24 protein-coding genes and 1 pseudogene are annotated in these 23228 nt (G+C 64.3%); 16 read left to right on the forward strand and 9 right to left on the reverse strand.

The features are described 5' to 3' along the window. Positions 1-403: 403 nt before the first annotated feature. Positions 404-1528, forward strand: coding sequence for a succinylglutamate desuccinylase/aspartoacylase family protein (locus tag PSELUDRAFT_RS06305; protein WP_088966039.1), 1125 nt, complete (start codon positions 404-406; stop codon positions 1526-1528). A 1-nt stretch (position 1529) separates the two neighbouring features. On the opposite strand, the gene PSELUDRAFT_RS06310 is transcribed toward PSELUDRAFT_RS06305, so the two are convergent. Then, positions 1530-1970 carry an Lrp/AsnC family transcriptional regulator gene (locus PSELUDRAFT_RS06310; protein ID WP_088966040.1) on the reverse strand — a complete coding sequence of 147 codons (441 nt, stop codon included), beginning with the start codon at positions 1968-1970 and terminating at the stop codon, positions 1530-1532. Between the two features lie 454 nt (positions 1971-2424). On the opposite strand from PSELUDRAFT_RS06310, the gene phoB reads away from it, so the two are divergent. From phoB to tal, 4 genes are all read left to right on the forward strand, one after another. Beyond that, positions 2425-3114 (forward strand): phosphate regulon transcriptional regulator PhoB, encoded by a 690-nt coding sequence (phoB, locus tag PSELUDRAFT_RS06315; RefSeq protein WP_088966041.1) that lies wholly within the window; start codon positions 2425-2427, stop codon positions 3112-3114. Between the two features lie 3 nt (positions 3115-3117). Beyond that, a complete protein-coding gene (gene phoR / locus PSELUDRAFT_RS06320) occupies positions 3118-4416 on the forward strand; it encodes a phosphate regulon sensor histidine kinase PhoR (protein ID WP_231895318.1) in 1299 nt (432 codons plus the stop codon). Between the two features lie 77 nt (positions 4417-4493). Beyond that, the gene (locus PSELUDRAFT_RS06325; RefSeq protein ID WP_088966042.1) at positions 4494-4790 is read left to right on the forward strand and encodes a Dabb family protein; all 297 of its coding nucleotides are present in this window, start codon (positions 4494-4496) and stop codon (positions 4788-4790) included. Between the two features lie 94 nt (positions 4791-4884). Next, on the forward strand, positions 4885-5946 hold the full coding sequence (tal, locus tag PSELUDRAFT_RS06330) for a transaldolase (RefSeq protein ID WP_088966043.1): 1062 nt from the start codon (positions 4885-4887) through the stop codon (positions 5944-5946). Between the two features lie 228 nt (positions 5947-6174). Here tal and PSELUDRAFT_RS06335 read toward each other — a convergent pair whose 3' ends face one another. Together PSELUDRAFT_RS06335 and PSELUDRAFT_RS06340 are read right to left on the reverse strand one after the other, a co-directional pair. Beyond that, on the reverse strand, positions 6175-6717 hold the full coding sequence (locus tag PSELUDRAFT_RS06335; RefSeq protein ID WP_157725032.1) for a hypothetical protein: 543 nt from the start codon (positions 6715-6717) through the stop codon (positions 6175-6177). A gap of 133 nt (positions 6718-6850) precedes the next feature. Further along, positions 6851-7372, reverse strand: a complete 522-nt coding sequence (locus tag PSELUDRAFT_RS06340) for a hemerythrin domain-containing protein (protein ID WP_088966045.1) — start codon at positions 7370-7372, stop codon at positions 6851-6853. Between the two features lie 142 nt (positions 7373-7514). Here PSELUDRAFT_RS06340 and PSELUDRAFT_RS20075 point away from each other — a divergent pair. From PSELUDRAFT_RS20075 to PSELUDRAFT_RS06355, 4 genes and pseudogenes are all read left to right on the forward strand, one after another. Then, a pseudogene (locus tag PSELUDRAFT_RS20075) lies at positions 7515-7943 on the forward strand (GNAT family N-acetyltransferase); the annotation flags it as partial. Positions 7944-7991: 48 nt separating this feature from the next. Then, positions 7992-8546 carry a 1,6-anhydro-N-acetylmuramyl-L-alanine amidase AmpD gene (gene ampD / locus PSELUDRAFT_RS20080; RefSeq protein ID WP_369800108.1) on the forward strand — a complete coding sequence of 185 codons (555 nt, stop codon included), beginning with the start codon at positions 7992-7994 and terminating at the stop codon, positions 8544-8546. 214 nt (positions 8547-8760) lie between these two features. Then, entirely contained in the window at positions 8761-9450 is a 690-nt protein-coding gene (locus PSELUDRAFT_RS06350) for an ABC transporter substrate-binding protein (RefSeq protein WP_157725033.1), read from the forward strand. Positions 9451-9508: 58 nt separating this feature from the next. Next, positions 9509-10114: a flavin reductase family protein gene (locus PSELUDRAFT_RS06355; protein WP_088966048.1), complete on the forward strand. Its 606-nt coding sequence runs from the start codon at positions 9509-9511 to the stop codon at positions 10112-10114. On the opposite strand, the gene PSELUDRAFT_RS06360 is transcribed toward PSELUDRAFT_RS06355, so the two are convergent. The 5 genes from PSELUDRAFT_RS06360 to PSELUDRAFT_RS19740 form a co-directional block, all read right to left on the reverse strand. Further along, the gene (locus PSELUDRAFT_RS06360) at positions 10111-10707 is read right to left on the reverse strand and encodes a DUF4166 domain-containing protein (RefSeq protein ID WP_197693940.1); all 597 of its coding nucleotides are present in this window, start codon (positions 10705-10707) and stop codon (positions 10111-10113) included. The two genes, PSELUDRAFT_RS06355 and PSELUDRAFT_RS06360, sit on opposite strands and share 4 nt — an antisense overlap. A gap of 11 nt (positions 10708-10718) precedes the next feature. Continuing rightward, positions 10719-11195, reverse strand: coding sequence for a DUF2269 domain-containing protein (locus PSELUDRAFT_RS06365; RefSeq protein ID WP_088966050.1), 477 nt, complete (start codon positions 11193-11195; stop codon positions 10719-10721). Then, entirely contained in the window at positions 11192-12055 is an 864-nt protein-coding gene (locus PSELUDRAFT_RS06370; RefSeq protein WP_088966051.1) for an NAD-dependent epimerase/dehydratase family protein, read from the reverse strand. Before PSELUDRAFT_RS06370 ends, PSELUDRAFT_RS06365 begins: the two co-directional genes overlap by 4 nt. Next, positions 12052-12414 carry a hypothetical protein gene (locus tag PSELUDRAFT_RS06375; protein WP_088966052.1) on the reverse strand — a complete coding sequence of 121 codons (363 nt, stop codon included), beginning with the start codon at positions 12412-12414 and terminating at the stop codon, positions 12052-12054. The genes PSELUDRAFT_RS06370 and PSELUDRAFT_RS06375 overlap by 4 nt, the downstream gene beginning before the upstream one ends. 120 nt (positions 12415-12534) lie before the next feature. After that, on the reverse strand, positions 12535-13563 hold the full coding sequence (locus PSELUDRAFT_RS19740) for a helix-turn-helix domain-containing protein (protein ID WP_231895319.1): 1029 nt from the start codon (positions 13561-13563) through the stop codon (positions 12535-12537). A gap of 181 nt (positions 13564-13744) precedes the next feature. Here PSELUDRAFT_RS19740 and PSELUDRAFT_RS06385 point away from each other — a divergent pair, with 181 nt between their 5' ends. Continuing rightward, positions 13745-15451 (forward strand): proline--tRNA ligase, encoded by a 1707-nt coding sequence (locus tag PSELUDRAFT_RS06385; RefSeq protein WP_088966053.1) that lies wholly within the window; start codon positions 13745-13747, stop codon positions 15449-15451. A 64-nt stretch (positions 15452-15515) separates the two neighbouring features. Further along, a complete protein-coding gene (locus tag PSELUDRAFT_RS06390) occupies positions 15516-16139 on the forward strand; it encodes a lytic transglycosylase domain-containing protein (RefSeq protein WP_088966054.1) in 624 nt (207 codons plus the stop codon). A gap of 70 nt (positions 16140-16209) precedes the next feature. Here the strand turns inward: PSELUDRAFT_RS06390 and PSELUDRAFT_RS06395 are convergent, their stop codons facing one another. Further along, complete coding sequence (locus tag PSELUDRAFT_RS06395) at positions 16210-16722, reverse strand: RDD family protein (RefSeq protein ID WP_088966055.1); 513 nt, start codon at positions 16720-16722, stop codon at positions 16210-16212. 217 nt (positions 16723-16939) lie between these two features. Between PSELUDRAFT_RS06395 and ilvB the strand changes: the two genes are divergently transcribed. From ilvB to PSELUDRAFT_RS06420, 5 genes are all read left to right on the forward strand, one after another. Next, a complete protein-coding gene (gene ilvB / locus PSELUDRAFT_RS06400) occupies positions 16940-18706 on the forward strand; it encodes a biosynthetic-type acetolactate synthase large subunit (protein ID WP_088966056.1) in 1767 nt (588 codons plus the stop codon). Positions 18707-18715: 9 nt separating this feature from the next. Then, on the forward strand, positions 18716-19207 hold the full coding sequence (ilvN, locus tag PSELUDRAFT_RS06405) for an acetolactate synthase small subunit (RefSeq protein ID WP_088966057.1): 492 nt from the start codon (positions 18716-18718) through the stop codon (positions 19205-19207). 48 nt (positions 19208-19255) lie between these two features. Then, a complete protein-coding gene (ilvC, locus tag PSELUDRAFT_RS06410) occupies positions 19256-20272 on the forward strand; it encodes a ketol-acid reductoisomerase (protein ID WP_088966058.1) in 1017 nt (338 codons plus the stop codon). A 172-nt stretch (positions 20273-20444) separates the two neighbouring features. Further along, positions 20445-21203 carry a CDP-diacylglycerol--serine O-phosphatidyltransferase gene (gene pssA / locus PSELUDRAFT_RS06415; protein WP_088966059.1) on the forward strand — a complete coding sequence of 253 codons (759 nt, stop codon included), beginning with the start codon at positions 20445-20447 and terminating at the stop codon, positions 21201-21203. Between the two features lie 192 nt (positions 21204-21395). Next, on the forward strand, positions 21396-23186 hold the full coding sequence (locus PSELUDRAFT_RS06420) for a 2-isopropylmalate synthase (protein ID WP_088966060.1): 1791 nt from the start codon (positions 21396-21398) through the stop codon (positions 23184-23186). Positions 23187-23228: the final 42 nt, after the last annotated feature.

Raw genomic sequence — 23228 nt, forward strand, 5'->3', positions numbered from 1 at the left:
ACGCCGCCGGCGCAGGCCGGCGGCCAGGTTTCATACCGGCAGCCGTGTGGAGACGGTTGCCTCGCTCTTTGGTTCTTCTGTTGCTTCTTTTGTGCATAGACCCACTCGCCTGCCCAACAAGGGTGGGCATTTTTTTTGCGGCCAGCGGTAGTGGCCGCAAGGTTGGCCGCACGCTTGCTGCGGCAGGGGGCGGGGTGTAATCGGGCAACAACATGGCGAAATCCCCTGGCAACAGTAGGGGTGGGGTGTGTAGTGGGGCAATTACCTGCCTGCCACGGTTCGTCATCCTGCTGCGCGGCATGGCTACCTGTCCGGTGGGCCACCTGGCCCGGTGGCGGTTTCTGGCCGCCACCACCGCGGTGGTAAGGTAGCGTTTTGCCGCGCGAAACAGAGGAGAAGCCGCATGAGACAAGAAAGGCACAGGCTGGCATCCGCCAGCATCGGGCGCTACCACGAACTGACCAGCTACCATTTCGGCGCGCCGGCGGCCGGCGGCTGGCCGCGCAAGGTCTACATCCAGAGCAGCCTGCACGCCGACGAGATTCCCGGCATGCTGGTGAGCCACCATCTGCGCGAGGCGCTGAGCCGCCTTGAGGCGGCAGGCAAGCTGAACGGTGAAGTGGTGCTGGTGCCGATGGCCAACCCCATGGGCCTGGCGCAGCGCGTGCTGCACAATGCGGTGGGCCGTTTCGAGCTGGACAGCGGCGAGAACTTCAACCGCCAATACGCCGAACCCTCGGCCGCGGTGGTTGCCGCGGTGGCGGACAAGCTCGGCGACGATATCGACCACAACCGCACGCTGATCCGCCAGGCGCTGCGCGAGGCGCTGCAAGCGCAAACGGTGGACAGCGAGCTGGCCAGCCTGCGCCAGCAGCTGCACCTGCTGGCGGTGGACGCCGACCTGGTCATCGACCTGCACTGCGAATGGCGCGGCGCCATCCACATCTATGCCAACAACGAGCAATGGCCGCGGGTGGAAGCACTGGCCGCCTACCTGGGCTGCCCGGTGTCCCTGCTGGCCGACTCCTACGGCGGCATGCCTTTCGACGAGGCCATCTTCATGCCCTGGCTGCGCATTCGCGATGCCTTGCCGGGCAAGCCGGTGCCGGTGGACAGCGTGTCGGTCACGGTGGAGCTGCGCGGGCAGCAGGATGTGAATCACGAACTGGCGCGGCAGGATGCCGCCGCCATCCTGGACTTTCTGCGCCACCAGGGCCTGCTGGCCGAAGCGGCGCCGCCACTGCCGCCGCTGCCGTATCCGCCCACGCCGCTGGAAGGCTCGGAAACGCTGCTGGCGCCGCATGCCGGAGTTGTGGTGCTGCATGCCGCCATGGGCGACTGGATTGAAGCCGGGCAACTGGTGGCCGAGGTGGTGGACGCGGTGGAGGGCCGCTCAAGCGAGGTGCGTGCCAGCACCTCCGGCGTGCTGTACGCCGGCATCCATCACCCTTACACCCATCTGGGCGATACCGTGGCCAAGGTGGCCGGCGCGGTGAAACTGCAGAAAGCGCGGCTGCTGGACGCCTGAGTCAGTCGTCGCCCAACTGGGGCATGCGCGGCGGTACCGGCTGATCGATCACCATCGAGGTCTTGGTATCGCCGTACTGCATCAGGCGGGCGATGACTTCCTGCAGCGTGCTCATGCTGCCCACCGCCACGCGTATCATCAGGCCGCTGCTGCCGGTAATCGAATCGCAGGCGATGATCTCCGGCATGTTCTTGAGCTTTTCCACCACGCCGTAGTACTCCAGGTTTTTCACCGTCAGCTCGATGACGCACTGGATGGGGTAGCCCAGCTTGTCGGGGCTGATGATTGCGCGGTAGCCGCTGATTACGCCGCTTCGTTCCAGTTTTTCCACCCTGTCGGCGACGGCAGGTGCCGAAAGGTTCACCCGGCGGGCAAGTTCCGCAAAGCTCAGACGGCCGTTTTCATGCAGTGCAACAAGGATTTTGCGGTCGAACTTGTCCATTCTTTCGATTCCAAAGTCTACGGGCCAAAAATAGATTGTATACAAACTCCGGAGGAAGAAAATCCTTCGAATGCCCATTACCAGCGGCCATTATCGTCCGTAAAATTCGCCCCGTGTTGAAGCACTAGGGTCCGCGCCCGAAGCTTCGACTTCTGGATCTGTTGTGAGGGTGCTCAATGTCCCTGAGCATCTTTGAACTGTTCTGGTGATCTCTTTGTCCCTGGTCTTTAAGACTGTTGGCGCCCGGCGCCGGCAGTTGACCTCTTCAGGCCTGTCCCAATCGGACAGGCCGTTTTTTTTTCTCCCGTCGTACAAGCTCGCCAAGTGGCCGGCATTCTATATGGAACTGCCGTGAACACCGCGGCCATGTCAATGACAGGCCGGCTTGGTGAAGTGTCACATTTCTGTAACGATCAGTTTCTATCCTTGCCATAATTGCCATGGGAGGATAAGCATGCCCGCCAATATTCTGCTCGTAGAAGACGAGCCGGCGATCCAGGAGTTGATCGCCTTCAATCTGGTTCAGGCCGGCCATCACGTATTGCGTGCCAGTACCGCCGAAGTGGCGCTGACCCTGGTAAAGAACGCGCTGCCGGATCTGGTCCTGCTGGACTGGATGCTGCCAGGCGCTTCCGGCGTGGAAATCGCCCGCAAGCTGCGCGCCGACGAGCGCACCCGCCAGATCCCCATCATCATGCTGACTGCGCGTTCCGACGAGCAGGACAAGGTGCAGGGCCTGGAGGCCGGCGCCGATGACTACATCACCAAGCCGTTCTCGCCGCGCGAGCTGCTGGCGCGCATCAAGGCGGTGCTGCGCCGCCGTGCGCCGCAGATGACCGACGACGCGGTGGAAGTGAAAGGCCTGCGCCTGGACCCGGTAACCCACCGCGTGCAGGGCAATGGCGGCAGCATCGACCTGGGCCCCACCGAATTCCGCCTGCTGCACTTCTTCATGACCCATGCCGAGCGGGTGCATTCGCGCACCCAGCTGCTGGACCAGGTATGGGGCGACCACGTATTCGTGGAAGAGCGCACCGTGGACGTGCACATCCGCCGCCTGCGCAGCGCGCTGGAGCCCACCGGCCACGACGGGCTGATCCAGACCGTGCGCGGCACCGGCTACCGTTTTTCGGCACAGGGGTAGGTCTTGGCCGAATTCCTGATCATGCGGCTGGTAACACTGGTCGCACTTGCCGCCGTAGCGCTGATTTGCGGCCTGGTATGGGGGCCGCTGTCTGGCATCAGCCTGATGCTGGGCCTGCTGGTGGCCTGGCTGGGCTTTCACCTCTACCACCTGGCGCAGCTGCTGCGCTGGCTGGAACGCCCGGCGCCGCGCCGCGTGCCGGACGGCTTCGGCCCGTGGAACACCGTGTTCATGGCGCTGTACCGCCAGGCGCGCCGCCAGAAGCAGAGCAAGCGCCGGCTGGCCATCGTGCTGGACCGCTTCATTAACGCCAGCGAGGCGATGCCGGACGGCGTGGTGGTGCTGGACGAGTACGACCGCATCGAGTGGATCAACCCGATGGCGGTGGAGCACCTGGGGCTGGATCGCCGCCGCGATATCGGCAGCCAGATCCTGAACCTGGTGCGCGAGCCGGAATTCCACGATTACATGGCCGAGCAGCGCTACAGCCAGCCGCTGATCCTGCGCAACGGCGCCAGCGGCCAGGAGCTGGTGCTGTCCGTCCAGCTGGTGCCGTTCGACATCAAGCGCAAGCTGCTGCTCACTCGCGACATCACCCAGCTGGAGCGGGTGCAGACCGTGCACCGCGACTTCGTGGCCAATGTGTCGCACGAGCTGCGCACACCGCTTACCGTGGTGGGCGGCTTCCTGGAAACGCTGTCGGACATGGAAGAAGTGGACGCTGCCACGCTGCAGCATTTCCTGCCGATGATGCTGGAACAGTCACGGCGCATGCAGAGCCTGGTGGAAGACCTGCTCACCCTGTCGCGCATCGAAAACAGCCCGCTGCATGCGTTGCAGGAGCCGGTGGACATGACATCCATGCTGGATACGCTGCAGGTGGAGGCCGAAGGCCTGTCGCAGGGGCGGCACAGTATCGAACTGCAGCGCGACAGCGGCCGCAATCTGCTGGGCAACCAGCAGGAGCTGCACTCGGCGTTCGGCAACCTGGTATCCAACGCGGTGCGCTACACGCCGGAAGGCGGCAACATCACCCTGCGCTGGCGCGAGCTGGACGACGGCCGTGTGGCGTTCTCGGTGGCCGATACCGGCATCGGCATTCCGGCCGAACACCTGCCGCGCCTGACCGAGCGTTTCTACCGCGTGGACCGCGGCCGCTCGCGCAACAGCGGCGGCACCGGCCTCGGCCTTGCCATCGTCAAGCACGTACTGATGCGGCACCATGCCCGGCTGGAGGTACGCAGCGAGCCGGACAAGGGCAGCGAGTTCAGCGTGGTGTTCAGCCCGGAACAGGTGGCCTGAAACGGCATGAGCTACGCTCAAAAGGTTGGCTGCGGCCAACCTTTTGTCTTTTTTGACGCTGCTACCGGAGGCTCATCATGCTGCATCACATCGTACTGTTCCGCTTTCCCGACCATACCGACGCCGACACCATCGCCCGGGTGCAGGCCGAGTTCGCCGCGCTGGTGGCCGCCACCGGGGTGGTCAGCGATTTCCGCCATGGCCCGGATGTCAGCCCGGAAGGCCTGGCGCAGGGCTTTACCCACGGCTGGCTGCTGCAGTTTGCCGGCGTTGCCGAGCGCGATGCCTACCTGGTGCACCCGGCGCACCAGCAGTTCGTCGCCATGGTGCAGCCCTTGCTGGCCGCGGCGCTGGTGTTCGATTTCGTCGATTGAGCAACGGTGCTGTAGTGGCTTTGCTTCATGCCGGCATCGGGTTAGCATGGCCTGACGACATTTCCCGTTTTCCAGCCCTTTTCGAGTAGCACACATGAATCGATTGCAAGCCATCCGCCCGTTCGGCCAGCGCATCTGGCTGGACAACCTGTCCCGTGAACTGCTGGCCTCCGGCGAACTCGCCCGCCTGCTGCAGGAAGACGGCATTGCCGGCGTCACCTCCAACCCGGCCATCTTCCACAAGGCCATCAGCACCGACCCGCGCTACCGCGACGAGCTGGCGCAGCTGAAAACCAATGCCGCGCTGTCCGCCGAGCAGCGCTACGAGACGCTGGTGATCGCCGACATCCAGGCCGCCTGCGACCTGAACCTGGCGCAGTACCGCGCCACCGGCGGCGACGATGGCTACGTGTCGCTGGAAGTATCGCCGGAACTGTCGCGCGACGAAGCCGGCACCCTGGCGGCTGCACGCCGGCTGTGGGCGGCCATCGACCGCCCCAACGCCATGATCAAGATCCCGGCCACGGCCGAAGGCATTGCCGCCTTCCGCCAGCTCACCGCCGAGGGTGTCAACGTCAACATCACCCTGCTGTTCTCTTTGCGCCAAGTAGAGGCCGTGTGGGATGCCTACATCGCCGGCCTGGCTGCACGCCATGCCGCCGGCCTGCCGCTGGGCCACATCAAGGCGGTGGCCAGCTTCTTCCTGTCGCGGGTGGACAGCCTGCTGGACGAACAGCTGCCGGCCGAGCTGCAGGGCAAGGTGGCGGTGGCGTTGTCGCGCGTGGCCTACCAGCGCTACCTGGAGCGCTTCCACGGCGCTGAGTTCGCCGCGCTGAAGGCGGCAAGCGCCCGCGCCCAGTTCCTGCTGTGGGCATCCACCGGTACCAAGAACAAGGCCTACTCCGACGTGCTGTACGTGGAAAGCCTGATCGGCGAGGAAACCGTCAACACCGTGCCGGATGCCACCCTGGCGCTGTTCCGCGACCACGGCAACGCTGCCGCCACCCTGGGCCAGGATGTGGCCGCCGCGCGCGCCACCCTGGCGGCAGCACAGGCTGCCGGCGTGGATTTCGACGTGGTGGGCGAGAAGCTGCAGCAGGACGGCCTGGTGCTGTTCGAGAAGGCGTTTGCCGAGTTGCTCAAGCTCACCGCATGAGAACCTGCTTACGATCTGCTGCGCGTCGGTGATACTGCGTTGAAAACGTCTTCGGAATGCTCATTGACTTCATGTCAACTCCGCTTCCTCAGCAGTTTTCGCCTTGTCTCCCCTTAGCTCGCGAGATCGTAAACAGATTCTGAGGCGACGGTTGAGGTAATGGACAAGGGCTCCCGCAGGGAGCCCTTGCTGTTTATGGCGCCTAGCCCGCCGGCCTTGCGGCCAACCTCAGTCCAGCGCCGGGCAGGCGCTGTCGGCCAGCCGGCTGTCGCACAGCTGCACGCTGCGCAGGTACTGCAGCCATTCGCTCTGCTGCGCCTTGCTGGGGCTGAACTTGAACGCCTTCTGGATCACGTAGAAGCTGTCGTGCCCCTGTATCGCCTTGAACCAGGTGAGTTCCGGCTGGCCGGTGGCGGGGTTGTTGGGGCAGGACAGATACCACAGCGCAAACGGGTAGCCGTTGTCGCGGCCATCGGCCAGCACGTCGTAATCGCTGCCCGGGCAGGAGAACTGCCACTGGCGCACCATCACGTCGCGAAAATCCTGCGGCGTGGTGGTATGCATGCCCAGAAACACCTGGGTGGTGAGCATCTCGTCCCAGCGGTGCACCGACTGCGCCGCCGGCACCATCTCGGTCATCACCAGGTCGTCCTTCTCGGTCTGGAAGTCGATCTTGTAGCCGGCCGGCAGGTTTTCCACCAGGTTCTCGTTCTGCAGGGCGGCCATGGCGGGCAGGCTGGCCAGCAGCAGGGGCAACAGGGGCAGGCGCATGATCACCTCCGGCGGATGGCGACCCGCCACGCACTAGCCGGCGTGGCGTCCGGGTAAGGCTGCCTGCAGGCACGATGCCGCTGGCCGCTCCCAGAGTTTCACAGTAGCACGGCCGCCGGCCGGGTGAAGCGCGTCAGGCGGTGCGGCGCGCGGCCATGCGCTGGCCGGCGGCGTACAGCTCATCGGCGCTGATCAGCGCCTCGGCAGTGGGGAACAGCCAGGCTTCCTCGCGGGCGGCGTGCTCGCGGTACAGGCGGGTGAATTCGTGGATCTCGCCGGCGTTCAGCCCGCTCAGGCTGCCGGCGGCGTAGGCGTTCAGGTCGTCGCGGATGGCGTTCCAGCGCGCATGCAGGTAGCCGTGCTCACCCAGCAGCTGCTCGATCTTGGGCGCCGCCTCCGGCTGGCGCGCCATGATCAGCGGGAACAGTTCGTCCTCTTCATCCTGGTGGTGCGCCGGGCCGGCCACCTCGAAATAGCGCACGATGCCGGCGATGGTATTGGTTACCGCGGTGCTGCGGCCGTTGGCATCGATATAGGCCGGCAGCGCGTCCAGCTGCTGGCAGAAGTGGCGCACCTTGTCGTGACAGGCGTTCAGCATCTCCAGCGGCGCATCGAAGGACGGCGCGGCGGCGGACAGGGAATCGAGCTTGAGCATGGCAGTCTCCTGCGATAAAGGTTGGCCGCAGTATCGCGCTGCAAGTGTTGCCTGCCTATGACGGCGCTCAACTTCCGGCGTCTGCCGTGGGGCAGGCTGTTGCGGTAAAGTGCACCTTTGCCCGTTGAGACGGACTGCCGCGATGAGCGTTCCTTTCCAGATTCGCCCGCTGCCGCGCGATGCGGCCAACCTTGCTGCCGCGCTGGCGCTGCACGATGCCGCCCATGCGCTGGAAGTGGCCTGGCTGCAGGGCTACCCCGTACCGCGGCTGTGGCCGGACGCGGCTGCCATTGCCGCCGATAGCCGCCAGCTGCTGGCGGCGTATGACGAGGCCGGCACGCTGTGCGGCCTGCTGCTGGCCAGAGCGCTGGCGGACGGCGGCATCGATATCGAACGTACGCTGGTAGCGCCGCAGCGGCTGGGCGAGGGCTGGGCCGGGCGCCTGCTCAGCGCCGCGCTGGCGCCGGTGCAGCACGCCACGGTGATGACCGCCGCCGCCAACCAGGCGGCACTGCGCTGCTACCGCAAGGCCGGCTTCAGTGTGGTGCGCGAATTTGCCGCGCCGGACGGCCTGCCGCTGCTGGCGCTGGCCTGGCAGCGCGACGATAGCCCGCTGGTGTTGCAGCTGGATGCCGATGGCTGGGTGTGCGAGGCGGAAAAACTGCCATCGCCCAACTGCGATGATTTTGCCGCACCGGCTGCCACGCCGCTGCTGGTGATCCACAACATCAGCCTGCCGCCTTACCAGTACGGCGGGCCGGGCGTGCCGCAGCTGTTCAGCAACAGCCTGGACCCGGACGAGCACCCGTACTACGCCACCATTGCCGGCCTGCGGGTGTCCTGCCATTTCTTCATCCGCCGCGATGGCAGCCTGCTGCAGTTCGTGCCCACCAGCCGCCGCGCCTGGCATGCCGGCGTGTCGCAGTGGCACGGTCGCGAACGCTGCAACGATTTTTCGCTGGGCATCGAAATGGAAGGCTGCGACTACGAGCCGTTCTGCCATGCGCAGTACCGCACGCTGGCGGCGCTGGCGGCGCTGCTGCAGCGCGACTGCGGCGTGACGGCAATTACCGGCCACGAGTTCATCGCCCCCGGCCGCAAGAGCGACCCCGGCCCGTATTTCGACTGGGCGCGGCTGTCGGCCAGCATCGGGCGGGTGCTGCCGGAAAACTGAAACCGCTGCGGCCAACCTCGGGCTGGCAGGCTGGGCGACGGTTTGTCCGGCCCGCGTCCGCGTGTGCGCCGGCGTTCTTCGCGTGACCGTGCAGGCAATAAATCCTCATAAAAGCCTTACTGCACAAAAGTGAGGTTTTTCAATAAATGTTTTTCGCGTTTCACCCGTATTGATTATGCTTTAAGGGTTTTCATCTCCGGGGATGCCCGCCACCGTGCGCATCATCAGCTTAATTGCCAGCCTGCTGTGGGCCGGCCAGCTTGCGGCACGGCCATTGCTGCTGCTCACCCAGCAGCAGGCGCCGTACGCCATGCAACAGCCGGACGGCCGTCAGTACGGCCTGGCCTTGCAGGCGGTGCGCTGCGCCCTGCAGCGCAGCGGGCAGAGCGTGGTGATCCGCTTCGTGTCCTGGTCGCGGGCGCAGCGGCTGGTGGAAAGCGGTGCGGCAGACGGCTACTTCCCCGCCTCGCGCAATCCGCAGCGCGACGTGCATGCGCAGTGGTTCGGCCCGGCGGCGCCGCAAGAATGGCGCTGGTACCTGCGGCGCGACAACCCGCTGGACCCGGCCGCGCCGGACTTCGCCCAGCGCGCCAGGGTGGGCGCCTATGCCGGCTCCAATATGCAGCAGTGGCTGCTGGATCACGGCTACCGCATCAGCGTCAGCCCGCCGGAGCATGACCAGATACTGGATGTGCTGCTGGCCGGCCGCGCCGATGCCGTCGTGGCGGCCAACCTGGCCATGGAAGCGTTGATCGCCAAGCGCGGCGTGGCCAGCCGGGTGCGCTCGGTTCTGCTGCAGGACAAACCGCTGGGGCTGTACCTGGCGCACGACTACGTGCGGCAGCAGCCGCAGCTGGTCGCCAGCCTGCCGCAGGCCATGCGGCAGTGCTACCCGGGTCGCTGAGTTGGCAGACGGCTGCGATGCCGTGCACCATGGCGCATCGCCATTTTGTAGCAGATACATGAACTACGCCTGCCAGCAACTCGACAGCAACGCCATCTACCGCCTGCTTACCGCACTGGTAACGCCGCGCCCCATCGCCTGGATCAGCACCCGCGGCCCGGATGGTGCGGCCAACCTTGCGCCGTATTCCTTTTTCACCGTGGCCAGCCTGTCGCCGCCGGTGCTGCTGGTCAGCCAGGTGAACCCGCGTCACGGTGGCGACAAGGACACGCTGCGCAATCTCGCGGCCAACGGCGAATGCGTGGTGAATATCGTCAGCCATGAACTGGCCGCGGCGATGAATGCCAGTTGCGCGCCGCTGCCCTATGGCGACAGCGAGTTCGCCGCCGCCGGCCTGGCCCCTTGTGCCAGCCAGTGGGTAGCCGCCCCGGGTGTCGCCCTGGCCAGGGCGCGTATCGAATGCCGGCTGCGCGATATCCAGCGCATCGGCGACGGCCCGATGGGCGGCAGCCTGATGCTGCTGGACGTGCTGGGCATCAGCGTGGACGACGCACTGCTGCAGGACGGCGCGGTGGATGCCGCATTGCTGGACGCCATCGGCAAGCTGGGTGGCGATGGCTACAGCACCACCCGCGAGCGCTTCGAGCAGCAGCGGCCGGCTTAAGGCTGCGGCATCGTCGTCGGACTTGCCTCGGCGTTGGCCGCATGAGTGTCGAAGATGCCGCTGTAGCGGTACACCTCGCCCAGCAGCGGGTGGGTCAGGCGGAAGTCCATGGCAAAGCGGTTATCGTCCAGTGCCTCTTCCACGATGCTGGTGTGGCCCAGCAACCATTCGGGCAGCGGCAGCCGTAACGGGCCAAGCCGGACGATAAAGCTCTCGCCGCGGTAGTGCAGCTGCTGGCCGACCACATAGGGCGTCATCGCCAGCCCCAGCACCGGGTTGATGTATTCGATCAGCTGGCCAGGCTTGCCGGCCTCCCAGCGGCTGTCAAAACGCAGAACCCTGCCGTCGGGAAAGACGATGCGGCGCTGCCAGCGCTGCCGGCCCTGCTGATCGTCCTTGCGCACCTCGGTGGGCAGTTGCCGGCCGCGACGGTGTATCAGCGCGCCCATCAGGTGCAGTAGTTGCAGCAGCGGCTGCATGGCAAGCGGGTAGTGGATGTCCAGGTGGCCATGCTCCACGCTGTGGCCAGCTACGTAATGGGCCTGCAAGGCGGCTGGCAGCTGATGCCAGTGCCTGCCCAGAATCTGTTGCATCAGGCTGCTCATCATTGTGCTCCGGGGAGGTGTTTGAAAACCATCAGCGCCACCACCAGCACCATGGCACTGAAGGCGGGCACGCCGAGCCAGAACCACCAGCGGGCGTACTGCCAGTACAGCGGCGGCAGGGCGGTGTGTTGCGCACAGCTGCTGGCGGCGATCTGCCGCATGCGGATCTGCAGCCACACCACCGGCAGCCAGCAGATGCCGGCCAGTGTGTACAGCGTCAGGGTGGCGGCAACCCACGGGGTGGTGAGCGGCAGGCCCAGCTGCTGCAGCATGTAGAGGCCGCTGGCCGGCTGGAAGATCACGGTGGGGGTGGTGAACAGCCAGTCGGCCAGTACCACGTGGCGGTTGGTCACGGCGATGTGCGCGACATCGCCGCTGCGGTCGGCCATCCATTTGTAGAAGGCGCTGCCGAGGCCGGTGCCGAACAGCAGCACCATGCTGAGAATGTGCAGGGTTTTGATCAGTGCGTAGCTCATGAGCTTTCTCCTTGTGTAGCGGCGTGAAAGAACAGGCGCGGCGAGGGCGACAGCGGCGGGCGCCCCAGCAGCCGGGCAAGCGGCTCGGGGTTGGCCGCACGGCTGGCCAGCAGCATGCGCAGGTTGTCCGGCTGCAGTACCGGGTTGAGGTGGCGACCGACACGCAGCAGGGCCAGCAGCAATGCCGGCGGAATGGCCAGCACCGGCGCCGGCGCCTGCCCGCGTGCCGCGCGCATGGTCTGCAGCCAGTCGGCAAAGCTCAGCGGCTGCGGCCCCACCACGTCCACGCTCTGGCCGGCCACACCTTGCGCCAGTGCTTGTTGCACGGCGGCCACTACATCGCTGATGTGTACCGGCTGCACCAGCTGGCGGCCACCGTTCGGCAGTGGCAGCAGCGGCAGGCGCGCCAGCTGCATGAAGGCGGCGCTGCTGGCACTGCCCGGGCCGTAGACCAGCGAGGGGCGCAGCACCAGCCAGTCCAGCGGCAGGCTGCGCAGATGGCGGTCGGCGGCGAGCTTGCTCAGGTGGTAGGGGGTGAAGGCGCTGTCGTCGCAGCCCAGTGCCGAAATCTGGATCACCCGTGAAATACCGGCCTGCACGCAGGCATCGAACAGCGCGCAGGGGGCCTGCGTGTGCAGGGTGGCAAAGCGCTGCCCCGGCTGTTCGGCGATGATGCCCACAACGTTGATCACCACATCGGCACTCGCCAGATGGGGCAGCCAGTGCTGCGCGCTTTGCAGCTGGTTGACGTCGGTGCCGTGGCGGCGAGACAGCGGCTGCACGCGATGGCCGGCTGCCAGTAGGGCGGCACTCAGGTGGCGGCCGATGAAGCCGCTGGCGCCGGCAAGCACGATATTCATTGCTGTGCCTCCGGCGTGGCGGCCGGGGAAGCGGCCGGCGGCTGGGGAATGAAGCGGCCCAGGCGTGTGCCTATGCTGCGCAGACCCAGAAGCAAGCCGGCCAGGGTGGCGATCAGCACCAGGTGCAGGCTGTTCAGTGGGGCGACACCGGTGGTGAACAGACTGACCAGCAGCGTCAGCAGCAGCGGGGCGATGGTCAGCATCACGCGGGTGTAGCTCAGCCAGAAGGCGGCGGCGTGTTCGCTGGGGCACAGCCGGGACAGCAGGTTGTGCAGCGGTGTGGACAGTGCGCGTAGTACGGCCACGCTGGCGATGAGGCTGATCAGCGCGGCAAGCAGTAGCTGGAGGTAGGCATTCATGGCGATCTCCCGGTGAAGTGTGGAGATCCCAGTTTCGTGTCTCAGCGCAGGGTAAACCTCCGCTTTGGCCGGATAGGAGCAATTTATTGCTCCGGAAAGATCATTCCGGAGAAAAAACCATCAGTTTGCCGGCGCTGCCGGTTGCCCCTGGTGCAGCTTGCGATACTGCCCGGGCGTGGTGCCGGCGATTTCGCGGAAGGCTTCGTAAAAATTGGACTGCGAAGTGAAGCCCACGCTCAGGCCGACAGACAGCACCGAGGCGCCGGGTTCCTCGCACAGCATGCGCTGCGCAGCGGCGACGCGCTGCTCGCGCAGGTAGCGGGCAAAGCCTTTGCCTAGGCAGCTGTTGAGCAGCTCGGACAGCTGGTGGCTGCTCAGGCTCATGGCCTCGGCGAGGCCGGCCAGACTCAGCTCGGCGTCCAGGTACAGCTGCTGCGTTTGCATCAGCGCTGCCAGCCGTGCCAGCGCGGCATCGCAGTCCACATTGCCCAGCGTGGTGTTGCTATAGGCGGTGTGCACCGTGGCATTGACCTCTTCTTCCAGCTGCGGGCGCATGGCCAGGGTCAGCTGTACCAGCAGAAAGGCAAGGCCGATGGCTATGGCGTACAGGCTGTAGAACAGCTTGCCGGGCAGCGTGGTCTGTAGCAGCCCCAGCAGCGAGACGCCGCTGGCGATGGCGAATACCGCGCCAAGCAGCAGCATCTCGCGGTGGAAGTTTTCCCGCTCCTGGCGCAGCGGGTACAGCACGCGCAGCAGCCACAGCAGGTAGCCGGCACCAATGCTGAAGGCCAGCGGCAGCGCGAAGCCCGGCGGCACCCATACGCTCAGCAATACCGGCAGACCGTGCAGCAGCAGTGCCGGATGCGCGTTGTTTGCCTCCGGCTGCAGCAGCGGGCGGCTGAACAGGTAAAACGCCGGTGCCACCAGGTACAGGGTGACAAAGTAGGGCCGCTGCAGTACCCAGGGCAGGTCCAGATACAGCCAGGCAAAGTGGCACAGCTGCAGCGCCGCCAGTGCCAGCAGCAGAATCTGCCCGGCAAGGCCGGCCAGCGGCGTGCTGTACCGGCGGAAATGGCCCAGGCCCAGGGCCAGGGCGCAGAACAGGGAATAACCGGTAAACAGGATGGCCAGGGTGGCGATGGTTTGCATGGGCGGACAGGTGAAAACGGGTGCCCGGAAATATGTCGGAATCATGGTTGCGGGTCAATTCCGCCAGTGCACGCGGCGAGCGGCCGCCAGCTGCTGTCGCACATGCGGCCAACCTTTCCCCTTGTCGCCGCTACCCGCTACAATCAACGTCATTTTGCAGCATTTCCAAGGAACCCCGCCCATGCGCGCCTCGCAGTTTTTCATTTCCACCCTGAAAGAAGCCCCCGCCGATGCCGACATCGTCAGCCAGAAGCTGATGCTGCGCGCCGGTTTCATCCGTAAAGTTGCCGCCGGTGTCTACAACTGGATGCCGATGGGCCTGCGCTCGCTGCGCAAGGTGGAGAACATCGTGCGCGAGGAAATGAACCGCGCCGGCGCCATCGAGATCGTGATGCCGGTGGTGCAGCCGGCCGGCCTGTGGCAGGAAACCGGTCGTTTCGACGGCATGGGTGACGAGCTGCTGCGCTTCAAGGACCGCCACGAGCGTGATTTCGTGATCCAGCCGACTTCCGAGGAAGTGGTGACCGACATCGCCCGCAACGAGCTGCGCAGCTACCGTGCGCTGCCGAAGAACTTCTACCAGATCCAGACCAAGTTCCGCGACGAGCGCCGCCCGCGTTTCGGCGTGATGCGCGGCCGCGAGTTCACCATGAAGGATGCCTACTCCTTCGACCGCAGCGCGGATGATGCCGGCAAGAGCTACGACAATATGTACGCCGCCTACTGCCGCATTTTCGACCGCTTGGGCCTGACCTACCGCGCGGTGGCGGCCGATACCGGCGCCATCGGCGGCGACCGCTCGCATGAATTCCAGGTGATTGCCGAAACCGGCGAAGACGCCATCGTGTACTGCCCGAATTCCGACTATGCGGCCAACATCGAGCTGGCCGAGGCGGTAGCCCCGGCCGGCGAGCGCGCCGCCGCCGGCGAGGCGCTGACCAAGGTGCACACCCCGGGCGTGAAGACCATTGCCGACCTGGTGCGCTTCCTGAACATCGACATCAAGGCCACGGTGAAGGCGCTGGTGGTGGAAGGCGAAGAGGGCGACGCGGTGCTGATGATGGTGCGCGGCGACCATGAGCTGAACGAGGTGAAGGCGGAGAAGATCGCCGGCATCAAGAAGCCGCTGACCATGGCCACCCCGGCGCTGATCAACAAGGCCTTCGGCGCCAACCCCGGCTCGCTGGGCCCGGTGGGCTTCAAGGGCCGCATCATAGCCGACCGCACCGTGGCCAAGATGGCCGACTTCGTGATCGGCGCCAACGAGGATGATCAGCACTACACCGGCGCCAACTTCGTGCGCGACTGCGTGGAGCCGGAAGTGGCCGACCTGCGCAATGTGGTGGTGGGCGATGCTTCCCCGGACGGCAAGGGCACGCTGGATATCCAGCGCGGTATCGAGGTGGGCCATGTGTTCTACCTGGGCACCAAGTACTCCAAGGCCATGGATGCCACCTTCCTGGATGAAGACGGCAAGCCCAAGCACTTCGAGATGGGCTGCTACGGCATCGGCGTTACCCGCATCCTGGGCGCCGCCATCGAGCAGAACTTCGACGACAAGGGCATGATCTGGCCGGACAGCATCGCGCCGTTCAGCGTGGTGATCTGCCCGGTGGGCTACGACCGCTCCGAAGCGGTGAAGGCCGCCGCCGACCAGCTGTACGGCGAGCTGCAGGCCAAGGGCGTGGACGTGATCATCGACGACCGTGGCGAGCGCCCGGGTGCGATGTTCGCCGACTGGGAGCTGATCGGCGCGCCGCACCGCGTCACCATCGGCGACCGTGGCCTGAAGGAAGGCAAGCTGGAATACCAGCACCGCCGCGACAGCGAAGCCACCGCGGTGGCGCCGGCCGATATTCTGGCCCACCTGCTGGCCAAACTGGGCTAAACCGAAGGGTGGGCCAAGGCCGTCAGGCCATGCCCGCCCTACGTTCAGACAAGGTTGCCCCGTAATGCGCGCTCCGCTGCTTGCCCTTCTCTCCGTTGCCCTGCTCGCCGCCACCCCGGTGTGGGCGGGTGCGCAGCGCGAAGAGGCGCTTGCGGCCAACGTGGCCTCGGCGATGTCGCGCAGCGTGTCGGATGTGAACGCGCCGCGGCTGGTGTTCGAGGATGTCCGCGAAGGCCCGCTGTGGCTGGCGGAGATGTCGCGCCGGCTGCAATCGCGCATCCCGGACCAGTGGATGCGCGAGCGGCTGCTGACCGCGGTGCAGTACGAGGCCACCCGCGCCGGGCTGGACCCGCAGCTGGTGCTGGGGCTGATCCAGGTGGAAAGCGGCTTCAACAAGTACGCCATTTCGCCGGTGGGCGCGCGCGGGCTGATGCAGGTGATGCCGTTCTGGGTGCGCAGCATCGGCGCGCCCGGCCACAATCTGTTCGACCTCACCACCAACCTGCGCTACGGCTGCACCATTCTGCGCCATTACATCAATATGGAAGGCGGCAACCTGTTCCGCGCGCTGGGCCGCTATAACGGCAGCCTGGGGCAGCCCGATTACCCCAACCTGGTGGTGGGGGCGTGGAAGCAGCGCTGGCAGTGGGCCGCGCCGCGGGCGGACAAGTTGGCCGCATTGCCCTAGCCGGTTTGCGCCGGAATACAAAAAGCCCTTGTGCATTGCGCAAGGGCTTTTTCATTTGCGGCGAAGGCGCTTAGCTGCGCTCGCCCCTGGGGGCGACGATCTGGCGGGTGCCGGCCAGGCGGTCGTGCAGGAACTGGCGGTCCGGGTCAGTGAACGGCCACAGCAGCGGCAGCAGCCACCACGACATGGCGATCCACATCGCGGCGCGGGTTTCGCCGCTGGCACGCTGCCAGGCCAGGAAGGAGATGATGGGCACGCCGACGAACAGCATCAGCGCCACCACGAAGCGCACCGCGGCATGCGGCCAACCCAGCGGGCCGTCATCGCGCGTTACCAGCTTGATGCGCCAGGTTTTCATTGCCGGCGTCTGGCCGCTTTTCACCCAGCAATAGCCGAAATAGCCGTACAGCACCGCAGCCATGGTCAATTTGTATAGCCATTCCAGCGGCAGTGCGTGATTGCCCCAGGTCAGCAAGGGGGTGAACACCGCGGCAACGGTGAACACGATGGCTGCCAGCAGCAGCAATTCATAGCAGAGGGAAGCAAAGCGGCGCGGAAGGCCGGGAGTGGCTGCGGATGTCATGAAATGGGGTGTCGTTATCGAATAGCCTGGCCGCCAGTGCGGTCAATACGGCATGTTATCAAAGCGGCCCCGCCCCGCCTACCCCCGAAAAGTGGCTGTTTTTGCAAGTTTTTGCCGCTTTTTTGCACCTGCACAAAAGCGCTTGACCGTGCTTTCTGGCTTGGGTTAAGTTCATTCATCACGGGACAAAAATAACCTGAAATACAAAGAGGCAAAAATGCAGATATCGGGCGCGGAGATCGTAGTTCGCAGCCTGCAGGAAGAAGGAGTCGAATTCGTATTCGGCTACCCCGGCGGCGCGGTACTCGAAATATATGACGCAATTTTCCGTCAGCAACAGTTCAAGCATGTACTGGTCCGCCACGAGCAGGCCGCGGTGCATGCCGCTGATGCTTACTCGCGTTCCAGCGACAAGGTCGGCGTGGCTCTGGTCACTTCCGGCCCGGGCGCAACCAACGCGGTCACCGGCATCGCCACTGCTTATATGGATTCCATCCCGATGGTGGTGATTTCCGGCCAGGTGCCGACACCCGCCATCGGTCTGGACGCCTTCCAGGAAGTGGACATGGTGGGTATTACCCGCCCGTGCGTGAAGCACAACTTCCTGGTGAAGGACATCAACGAACTGGCGGCCACCATCAAGAAGGCGTTCTACATCGCCAAAACCGGCCGTCCCGGCCCGGTGGTGGTGGATGTGCCCAAGGATGTGACCCAGGCCAAGGCCGAGTTCCACTACCCGGAAAGCGTGAGCATCCGCTCCTACGTGCCGGTTACCCGTGGTCACCCGGGCCAGATCAAGAAAGCCGTCAACCTGCTGGCCGAAGCCAAGCGCCCGTATATCTACGTGGGCGGTGGTGCAGTGCAGGGCAATGCCGCCGCTGAAGTCACCGAGCTGGTGAAGATGCTGGGTGTGCCGTGTACCAACACCCTGATGGGCCTGGGCGCCTATCCGGGACAGGATCAGCAGTTCCTCGGCATGCTGGGCATGCATGGCACCTACGAAGCCAATATGGCCATGCAGTACTGCGATGTGCTGATCGCCGTGGGCGCGCGTTTCGACGACCGCGTCATCAGCATCCCGTCGCACTTCCTGTCGCAGCCGAAGAAGATCGTGCACATCGACGTGGACCCGTCCTCCATCGCCAAGCGCGTGAAGGTGGATGTGCCCATCGTTGGTGACGTGAAGCATGTGCTGCGCGACATGATCGACCTGTTCAAGCAGAGCGGCCTGAAGACCAACGAGCAGCACCTGGCCGGCTGGTGGAAGCAGATCGAGCAATGGCGCAGCTACAACAGCCTGCTGTACACCCCGTCCACCGAGCTGATCAAGCCGCAGTACGTGGTGCAGAAGCTGTACGAGATCACCGGCGGCGATGCCATCATCACCTCCGACGTGGGTCAGCACCAGATGTGGGCGGCGCAGTACTACCCGTTCAAGCGCCCCAAGCAGTGGCTGAACTCCGGCGGCCTCGGCACCATGGGTTTCGGCCTGCCTGCCGCCATCGGCGCACAGCTGGCCAACCCGGACGCGCAGGTGGCCTGTATCACCGGCGAAGGCTCCATCCAGATGAATATCCAGGAGCTGTCCACCGCCAAGCAGTACCACACCCCGGTGAAGGTGGTGGCGCTCAACAACCGCTACCTGGGCATGGTGCGCCAGTGGCAGGAGTTCTTCTACGGCACCCGCTACTCCGAGTCCTATATGGACGCGCTGCCGGATTTCGTGAAGATCGCCGAAGCCTACGGCCACATCGGCATCAAGGTGGAAAACCCGGCCGATGTAGAGCCGGTGTTGCGTGAAGCCTTCAGCCCGGCACTGAAGGAACGTCTGGTCTTCCTGGACTTCCGTACCGACCAGTCCGAGAACGTGTTCCCGATGATCCAGAACGGCAAGGGCCTGGACCAGATGGACTTGCCGCCGCACATGCGCGAGCTGCAGATCGCTCCGTTCGAGAACAACCGTGACTACGGCAACATGTGCTGAGGCGTAAGAATGCGACACATCCTTTCTATTCTTTTGGAAAACGAAGCGGGCGCACTCTCGCGAGTAGTAGGACTTTTTTCCGCCCGCGCATACAATATCGATTCGCTAACGGTGTCGACCACCGAAGACCCGACACTGTCGCGGATGACTATCGTCACCCATGGGTCCGACGAAGTCATCGAACAGATCACCAAGCAGCTCAACAAGCTGATCGAGGTGGTCAAGGTGATTGACCTCAACGAGTCCGACCATATCGAACGCGAGATGATGTTGATCAAGGTCCGTGCCACCGGCAAGGATCGTGAAGAAATGAAGCGCATGGCGGATATCTTCCGCGGTCGCATCATCGACGTGACGGAAAAGACCTACACCATCGAGCTCACTGGTACCAGCGAAAAGCTCAACGCCTTTATCGAGGCGATCGACCGTTCAGTGATCCTGGAAACGGTGCGTACCGGTGCATCCGGCATTGGTCGCGGCGAACGTATTTTGAAGATCTGAAATCACCAGGGCGGCTACCCGCTGCCCGAGAACAACTAGGGACATGAAATGAAAGTTTTCTACGACAAAGACGCTGACCTCTCCATCATCAAGGGCAAGCAGGTCGCCATCATCGGTTACGGCTCCCAGGGCCACGCCCACGCGCAGAACCTGAAGGAATCCGGCGTCAACGTGATCGTCGGCCTGCGCAAAGATGGCGCATCGTGGAAAAAAGCTGAGGCCGCCGGCCATCAGGTAAAAGAAGTTGCCGACGCAGTGAAAGCTGCCGACGTGGTAATGATCCTGCTGCCGGACGAATCCCAGCCGGACGTGTACTACCGCGAAATCGCCGCCAACATCAAGCAGGGCGCTGCGCTGGCCTTCGCTCACGGCTTCAACGTGCATTACAACCAGATCGTGCCGCGCGCCGACCTGGACGTGATCATGATCGCCCCGAAAGGCCCGGGCCATACCGTGCGTTCCGAGTACGTGAAGGGCGGCGGTGTGCCGACCCTGATCGCCGTGTACCAGGACAAGTCCGGCAAGGCCCGCGACATCGCCCTGTCCTACGCTGCTGCCAACGGCGGCACCAAGGGTGGCGTGATCGAGACCAACTTCCGTGAAGAAACCGAAACCGACCTGTTCGGCGAGCAGGCTGTACTGTGCGGCGGCGCGGTTGAACTGGTGAAAGCCGGTTTCGAAACCCTGACCGAAGCCGGTTACGCTCCGGAAATGGCCTACTTCGAGTGTCTGCACGAACTGAAGCTGATCGTTGACCTGATGTACGAAGGCGGCATCGCCAACATGAACTACTCCATCTCCAACAACGCGGAGTATGGCGAGTACGTGACCGGCCCGGAAGTGGTGACCTCCGCCACCAAGGAAGCGATGAAAAAAGCGCTGTACCGCATCCAGTCCGGCGAATACGCCAAGATGTTCATCCTGGAAGGCAAGACCAACTACCCGAGCATGACTGCCCGTCGTCGTCTGAACGCCGAGCATCCGATCGAGAAGGTGGGCGCCGAACTGCGCGCAATGATGCCGTGGATCGCCAAGAACAAGCTGGTTGACCAGTCCAAGAACTGATCTTGGTCTGTTGCAGCTAACAAAGCCGGACTTTGTCCGGCTTTTTGCATTTTCGGCGGCCGTGGTGGCTTTTGTCGTGCCGGCTGCCGTTTTAGAATGAACGGCTGTATGCGGCCAACCTTAGGCCGCGCGCCATCAACCTGTAGCCAACAATAACGACAAGGGCGAGCCCATGCATATCGATCCGGCCCCGAACAAGCTGTCCCTGCGCCGCCAGGGCATCTACCTGCTGCCCAACTCCTTTACTCTGGCCGCGCTGTTTGCCGGTTTCTACGCCATTGTGCAGGCGATGAACCTGCACTTCGAGCATGCCGCGGTGGCGATCTTCATCGCCATGATCCTGGATGGCATGGATGGCCGTGTGGCGCGGCTTACTCACAGCCAGAGTGCCTTTGGCGCCGAATTCGATAGCCTTTCCGATATGGTGAGCTTTGGCGTGGCGCCGGCGCTGGTGGCCTACGAGTGGATGCTGAAGGACCTGGGCAAGCTGGGCTGGATGGTGGCCTTCATTCATTGTGCCGGCGCTGCGCTGCGCCTGGCGCGTTTCAATACCATGATCGGCTCCACCGACAAGCGCTGGTTCATCGGCCTGCCCAGCCCGGCTGCGGCGGCACTGGTCGCCGGCCTAGTGTGGATCTGTCATGCCTACGGCTACAACGACCTGCCGGGGCTGAAATGGGTGGCGCTGGGCTTTACCGCCTTCTCCGGCATCACCATGGTGACCAATGTGAAGTTCTGGAGCTTCAAGGAGATCCACCTGCGCCGCCGTGTGCCGTTCGTGATGCTGCTGGCACTGGTGCTGGTGCTGCTGCTGCTGATGTCGGAGCCGCCGTTGGTGCTGTTCGGATTCTTTGTCTGCTATGCGCTGTCCGGCTATGTGATGGCGGTGCTGGGCATGGGCAAAAAGACCGCGCCGCAGGCTGTCGAATAAGCCCTCTGGGCGGATGGCTGGCGACAAAGGCACCTTGGGGTGCCTTTTGTTTTGTCTATAATCTGACATATTGTCCAATAAATTGCCTTTGGACATATGTTTGCAACATGAAAAACAATAAATTTCCGGATTTGTTTGACACAATGTCGGCGATTTCGGTAAGGTAAGCCCAGAGACATACAGGAGACAGCAATGCAATTGGACATCGAGCGTCTAATCGAGGATTTCGGCGGCCCCAGCGTACTCGCGGAAGCGCTGACGGCAGGCTTCCCCGAGGAGCCGGTGACCCGTGCGGCTGTCTATAAATGGCGCGAGCGCGGCAGCCTGCCGCTGGCACAGCTGAACAAGCTGGCGCTGCTCGCCGCACAACAGGGCAAGCGATTCGATTTCAACGACTATCTGACCGGCGCACAGCCGGCGGGACAATGGAGATCACCAGACATGGGCGACCGTCTCATCATTTTCGATACCACCTTGCGTGATGGCGAACAGTCGCCGGGCGCAGCGATGACCAAAGAAGAAAAAGTCCGTATCGCCCGCCAGCTGGAACGCCTGGGTGTGGACGTGATCGAGGCCGGCTTTGCCGCCGCCAGCCCCGGCGATGCCGACGCGATTCGCGCCATTGCCGAAGTGGTGAAGGAATCCACCGTCTGTTCGCTGGCCCGCGCCAACGAGCGCGACATCCGCGCCGCCGGCGAAGCGGTTGCTCCGGCGCCGAAGAAGCGCATCCACACCTTCATCGCCACCAGCCCGATCCACATGGAGAAGAAGCTGCGCATGAGCCCGGACGAAGTGGTGACCGCGGCGGTGAAGGCAGTGAAACTGGCACGCGAATACACCGATGACGTGGAGTTCTCCGCCGAGGATGCACTGCGCTCCGATATCGACTTCCTCGCCCGCATCTTCGGCGAGGTGATCAAGGCCGGCGCCACTACCCTCAACGTGCCGGATACCGTGGGCTACGCGGTGCCGCGCATTACCGAAGCCTTCTTCCGCGAGCTGATCGCCAAGACCGAGGGCGGCGACAAGGTAGTGTGGTCCGCCCACTGCCACAACGACCTGGGCATGGCGGTGGCCAACAGCCTGGCCGCAGTGCTCGGCGGTGCCCGCCAGGTGGAATGCACCATCAACGGCCTGGGCGAGCGCGCCGGCAACGCCGCGATGGAAGAGATCGTGATGGCGGTGAAGACCCGCAAGGACGTGTTCGGCGTGGAAACCCGCATCGACAGCACCCAGATCGTGCCTGCGTCCAAACTGGTATCCACCATCACCGGCTACCCGGTACAGCCGAACAAGGCCATCGTTGGCGCCAACGCCTTTGCCCATGAGTCCGGCATCCACCAGGATGGCGTGCTCAAGCATCGCGAAACCTACGAGATCATGTCCGCCGAATCGGTGGGCTGGACCGCCAACCGCCTGACGCTGGGCAAGCTCTCCGGCCGCAATGCCTTCCGCACCAAGCTGCAGGACCTGGGCATCGTGCTGGAAAGTGAAGAGGCTCTGAACGCCGCCTTCGCCCGCTTCAAGGAACTGGCCGACAAGAAGCGCGAGATTTTCGACGAAGACCTGCACGCGCTGGTGTCCGACCAGCTGGTGACCGTCGAGCAGGAAGACTACAAGTTCGTGTCGTTGAAAGTGGCGACCGAAACCGGCGAATCGCCGCAGGCGCAGATCGTGTTCGTGGAACACGGCAACGAGTGCCGTGCCGAATCGACCGGCTCCGGCCCGGTGGATGCCGCCTTCAAGGCCATCGAAAGCGTGGTGAAGAGCGAGGCCGAGCTGGAACTGTACTCGGTGAACGCCATCACCAAGGGCACCGAATCGCAAGGCGAGGTGACCGTGCGCCTGGCCAAGGACGGCCGCATCGTCAACGGCCAGGGCGCCGACACCGACATCATCGTCGCCAGCGCCAAGGCCTATCTGGCGGCACTGAACAAACTGCATAGCAAGACCGAGCGGGTGTATGCCCAAGGCCCGGTGTAAGGAGCGCGCAAACGCGGCGGCAGGACGTCCCACCCGGAAAGG

It is taken from the genome of Vogesella sp. LIG4 (genome assembly GCF_900090205.1).
GTDB lineage: Bacteria > Pseudomonadota > Gammaproteobacteria > Burkholderiales > Chromobacteriaceae > Vogesella.

Coding starts and splice junctions, on each gene's coding strand:
- PSELUDRAFT_RS06390 (WP_088966054.1), top strand. CDS start 15,516: ATGCGCGCTCCGCTGCTTGCCCTTCTCTCCGTTGCCCTGCTCGCCGCC.
- PSELUDRAFT_RS06360 (WP_197693940.1), bottom strand. CDS start 10,707: ATGCAACAGATTCTGGGCAGGCACTGGCATCAGCTGCCAGCCGCCTTG.
- pssA (WP_088966059.1), top strand. CDS start 20,445: ATGCATATCGATCCGGCCCCGAACAAGCTGTCCCTGCGCCGCCAGGGC.
- PSELUDRAFT_RS06310 (WP_088966040.1), bottom strand. CDS start 1,970: ATGGACAAGTTCGACCGCAAAATCCTTGTTGCACTGCATGAAAACGGC.
- PSELUDRAFT_RS19740 (WP_231895319.1), bottom strand. CDS start 13,563: ATGCAAACCATCGCCACCCTGGCCATCCTGTTTACCGGTTATTCCCTG.
- PSELUDRAFT_RS06355 (WP_088966048.1), top strand. CDS start 9,509: ATGAACTACGCCTGCCAGCAACTCGACAGCAACGCCATCTACCGCCTG.
- PSELUDRAFT_RS06370 (WP_088966051.1), bottom strand. CDS start 12,055: ATGAATATCGTGCTTGCCGGCGCCAGCGGCTTCATCGGCCGCCACCTG.
- PSELUDRAFT_RS06335 (WP_157725032.1), bottom strand. CDS start 6,717: ATGCGCCTGCCCCTGTTGCCCCTGCTGCTGGCCAGCCTGCCCGCCATG.
- PSELUDRAFT_RS06340 (WP_088966045.1), bottom strand. CDS start 7,372: ATGCTCAAGCTCGATTCCCTGTCCGCCGCCGCGCCGTCCTTCGATGCG.
- PSELUDRAFT_RS06325 (WP_088966042.1), top strand. CDS start 4,494: ATGCTGCATCACATCGTACTGTTCCGCTTTCCCGACCATACCGACGCC.
- ilvN (WP_088966057.1), top strand. CDS start 18,716: ATGCGACACATCCTTTCTATTCTTTTGGAAAACGAAGCGGGCGCACTC.
- PSELUDRAFT_RS06395 (WP_088966055.1), bottom strand. CDS start 16,722: ATGACATCCGCAGCCACTCCCGGCCTTCCGCGCCGCTTTGCTTCCCTC.
- tal (WP_088966043.1), top strand. CDS start 4,885: ATGAATCGATTGCAAGCCATCCGCCCGTTCGGCCAGCGCATCTGGCTG.
- PSELUDRAFT_RS06365 (WP_088966050.1), bottom strand. CDS start 11,195: ATGAGCTACGCACTGATCAAAACCCTGCACATTCTCAGCATGGTGCTG.
- PSELUDRAFT_RS06420 (WP_088966060.1), top strand. CDS start 21,396: ATGCAATTGGACATCGAGCGTCTAATCGAGGATTTCGGCGGCCCCAGC.
- phoB (WP_088966041.1), top strand. CDS start 2,425: ATGCCCGCCAATATTCTGCTCGTAGAAGACGAGCCGGCGATCCAGGAG.
- PSELUDRAFT_RS06305 (WP_088966039.1), top strand. CDS start 404: ATGAGACAAGAAAGGCACAGGCTGGCATCCGCCAGCATCGGGCGCTAC.
- ilvC (WP_088966058.1), top strand. CDS start 19,256: ATGAAAGTTTTCTACGACAAAGACGCTGACCTCTCCATCATCAAGGGC.
- ilvB (WP_088966056.1), top strand. CDS start 16,940: ATGCAGATATCGGGCGCGGAGATCGTAGTTCGCAGCCTGCAGGAAGAA.
- PSELUDRAFT_RS06385 (WP_088966053.1), top strand. CDS start 13,745: ATGCGCGCCTCGCAGTTTTTCATTTCCACCCTGAAAGAAGCCCCCGCC.
- PSELUDRAFT_RS06375 (WP_088966052.1), bottom strand. CDS start 12,414: ATGAATGCCTACCTCCAGCTACTGCTTGCCGCGCTGATCAGCCTCATC.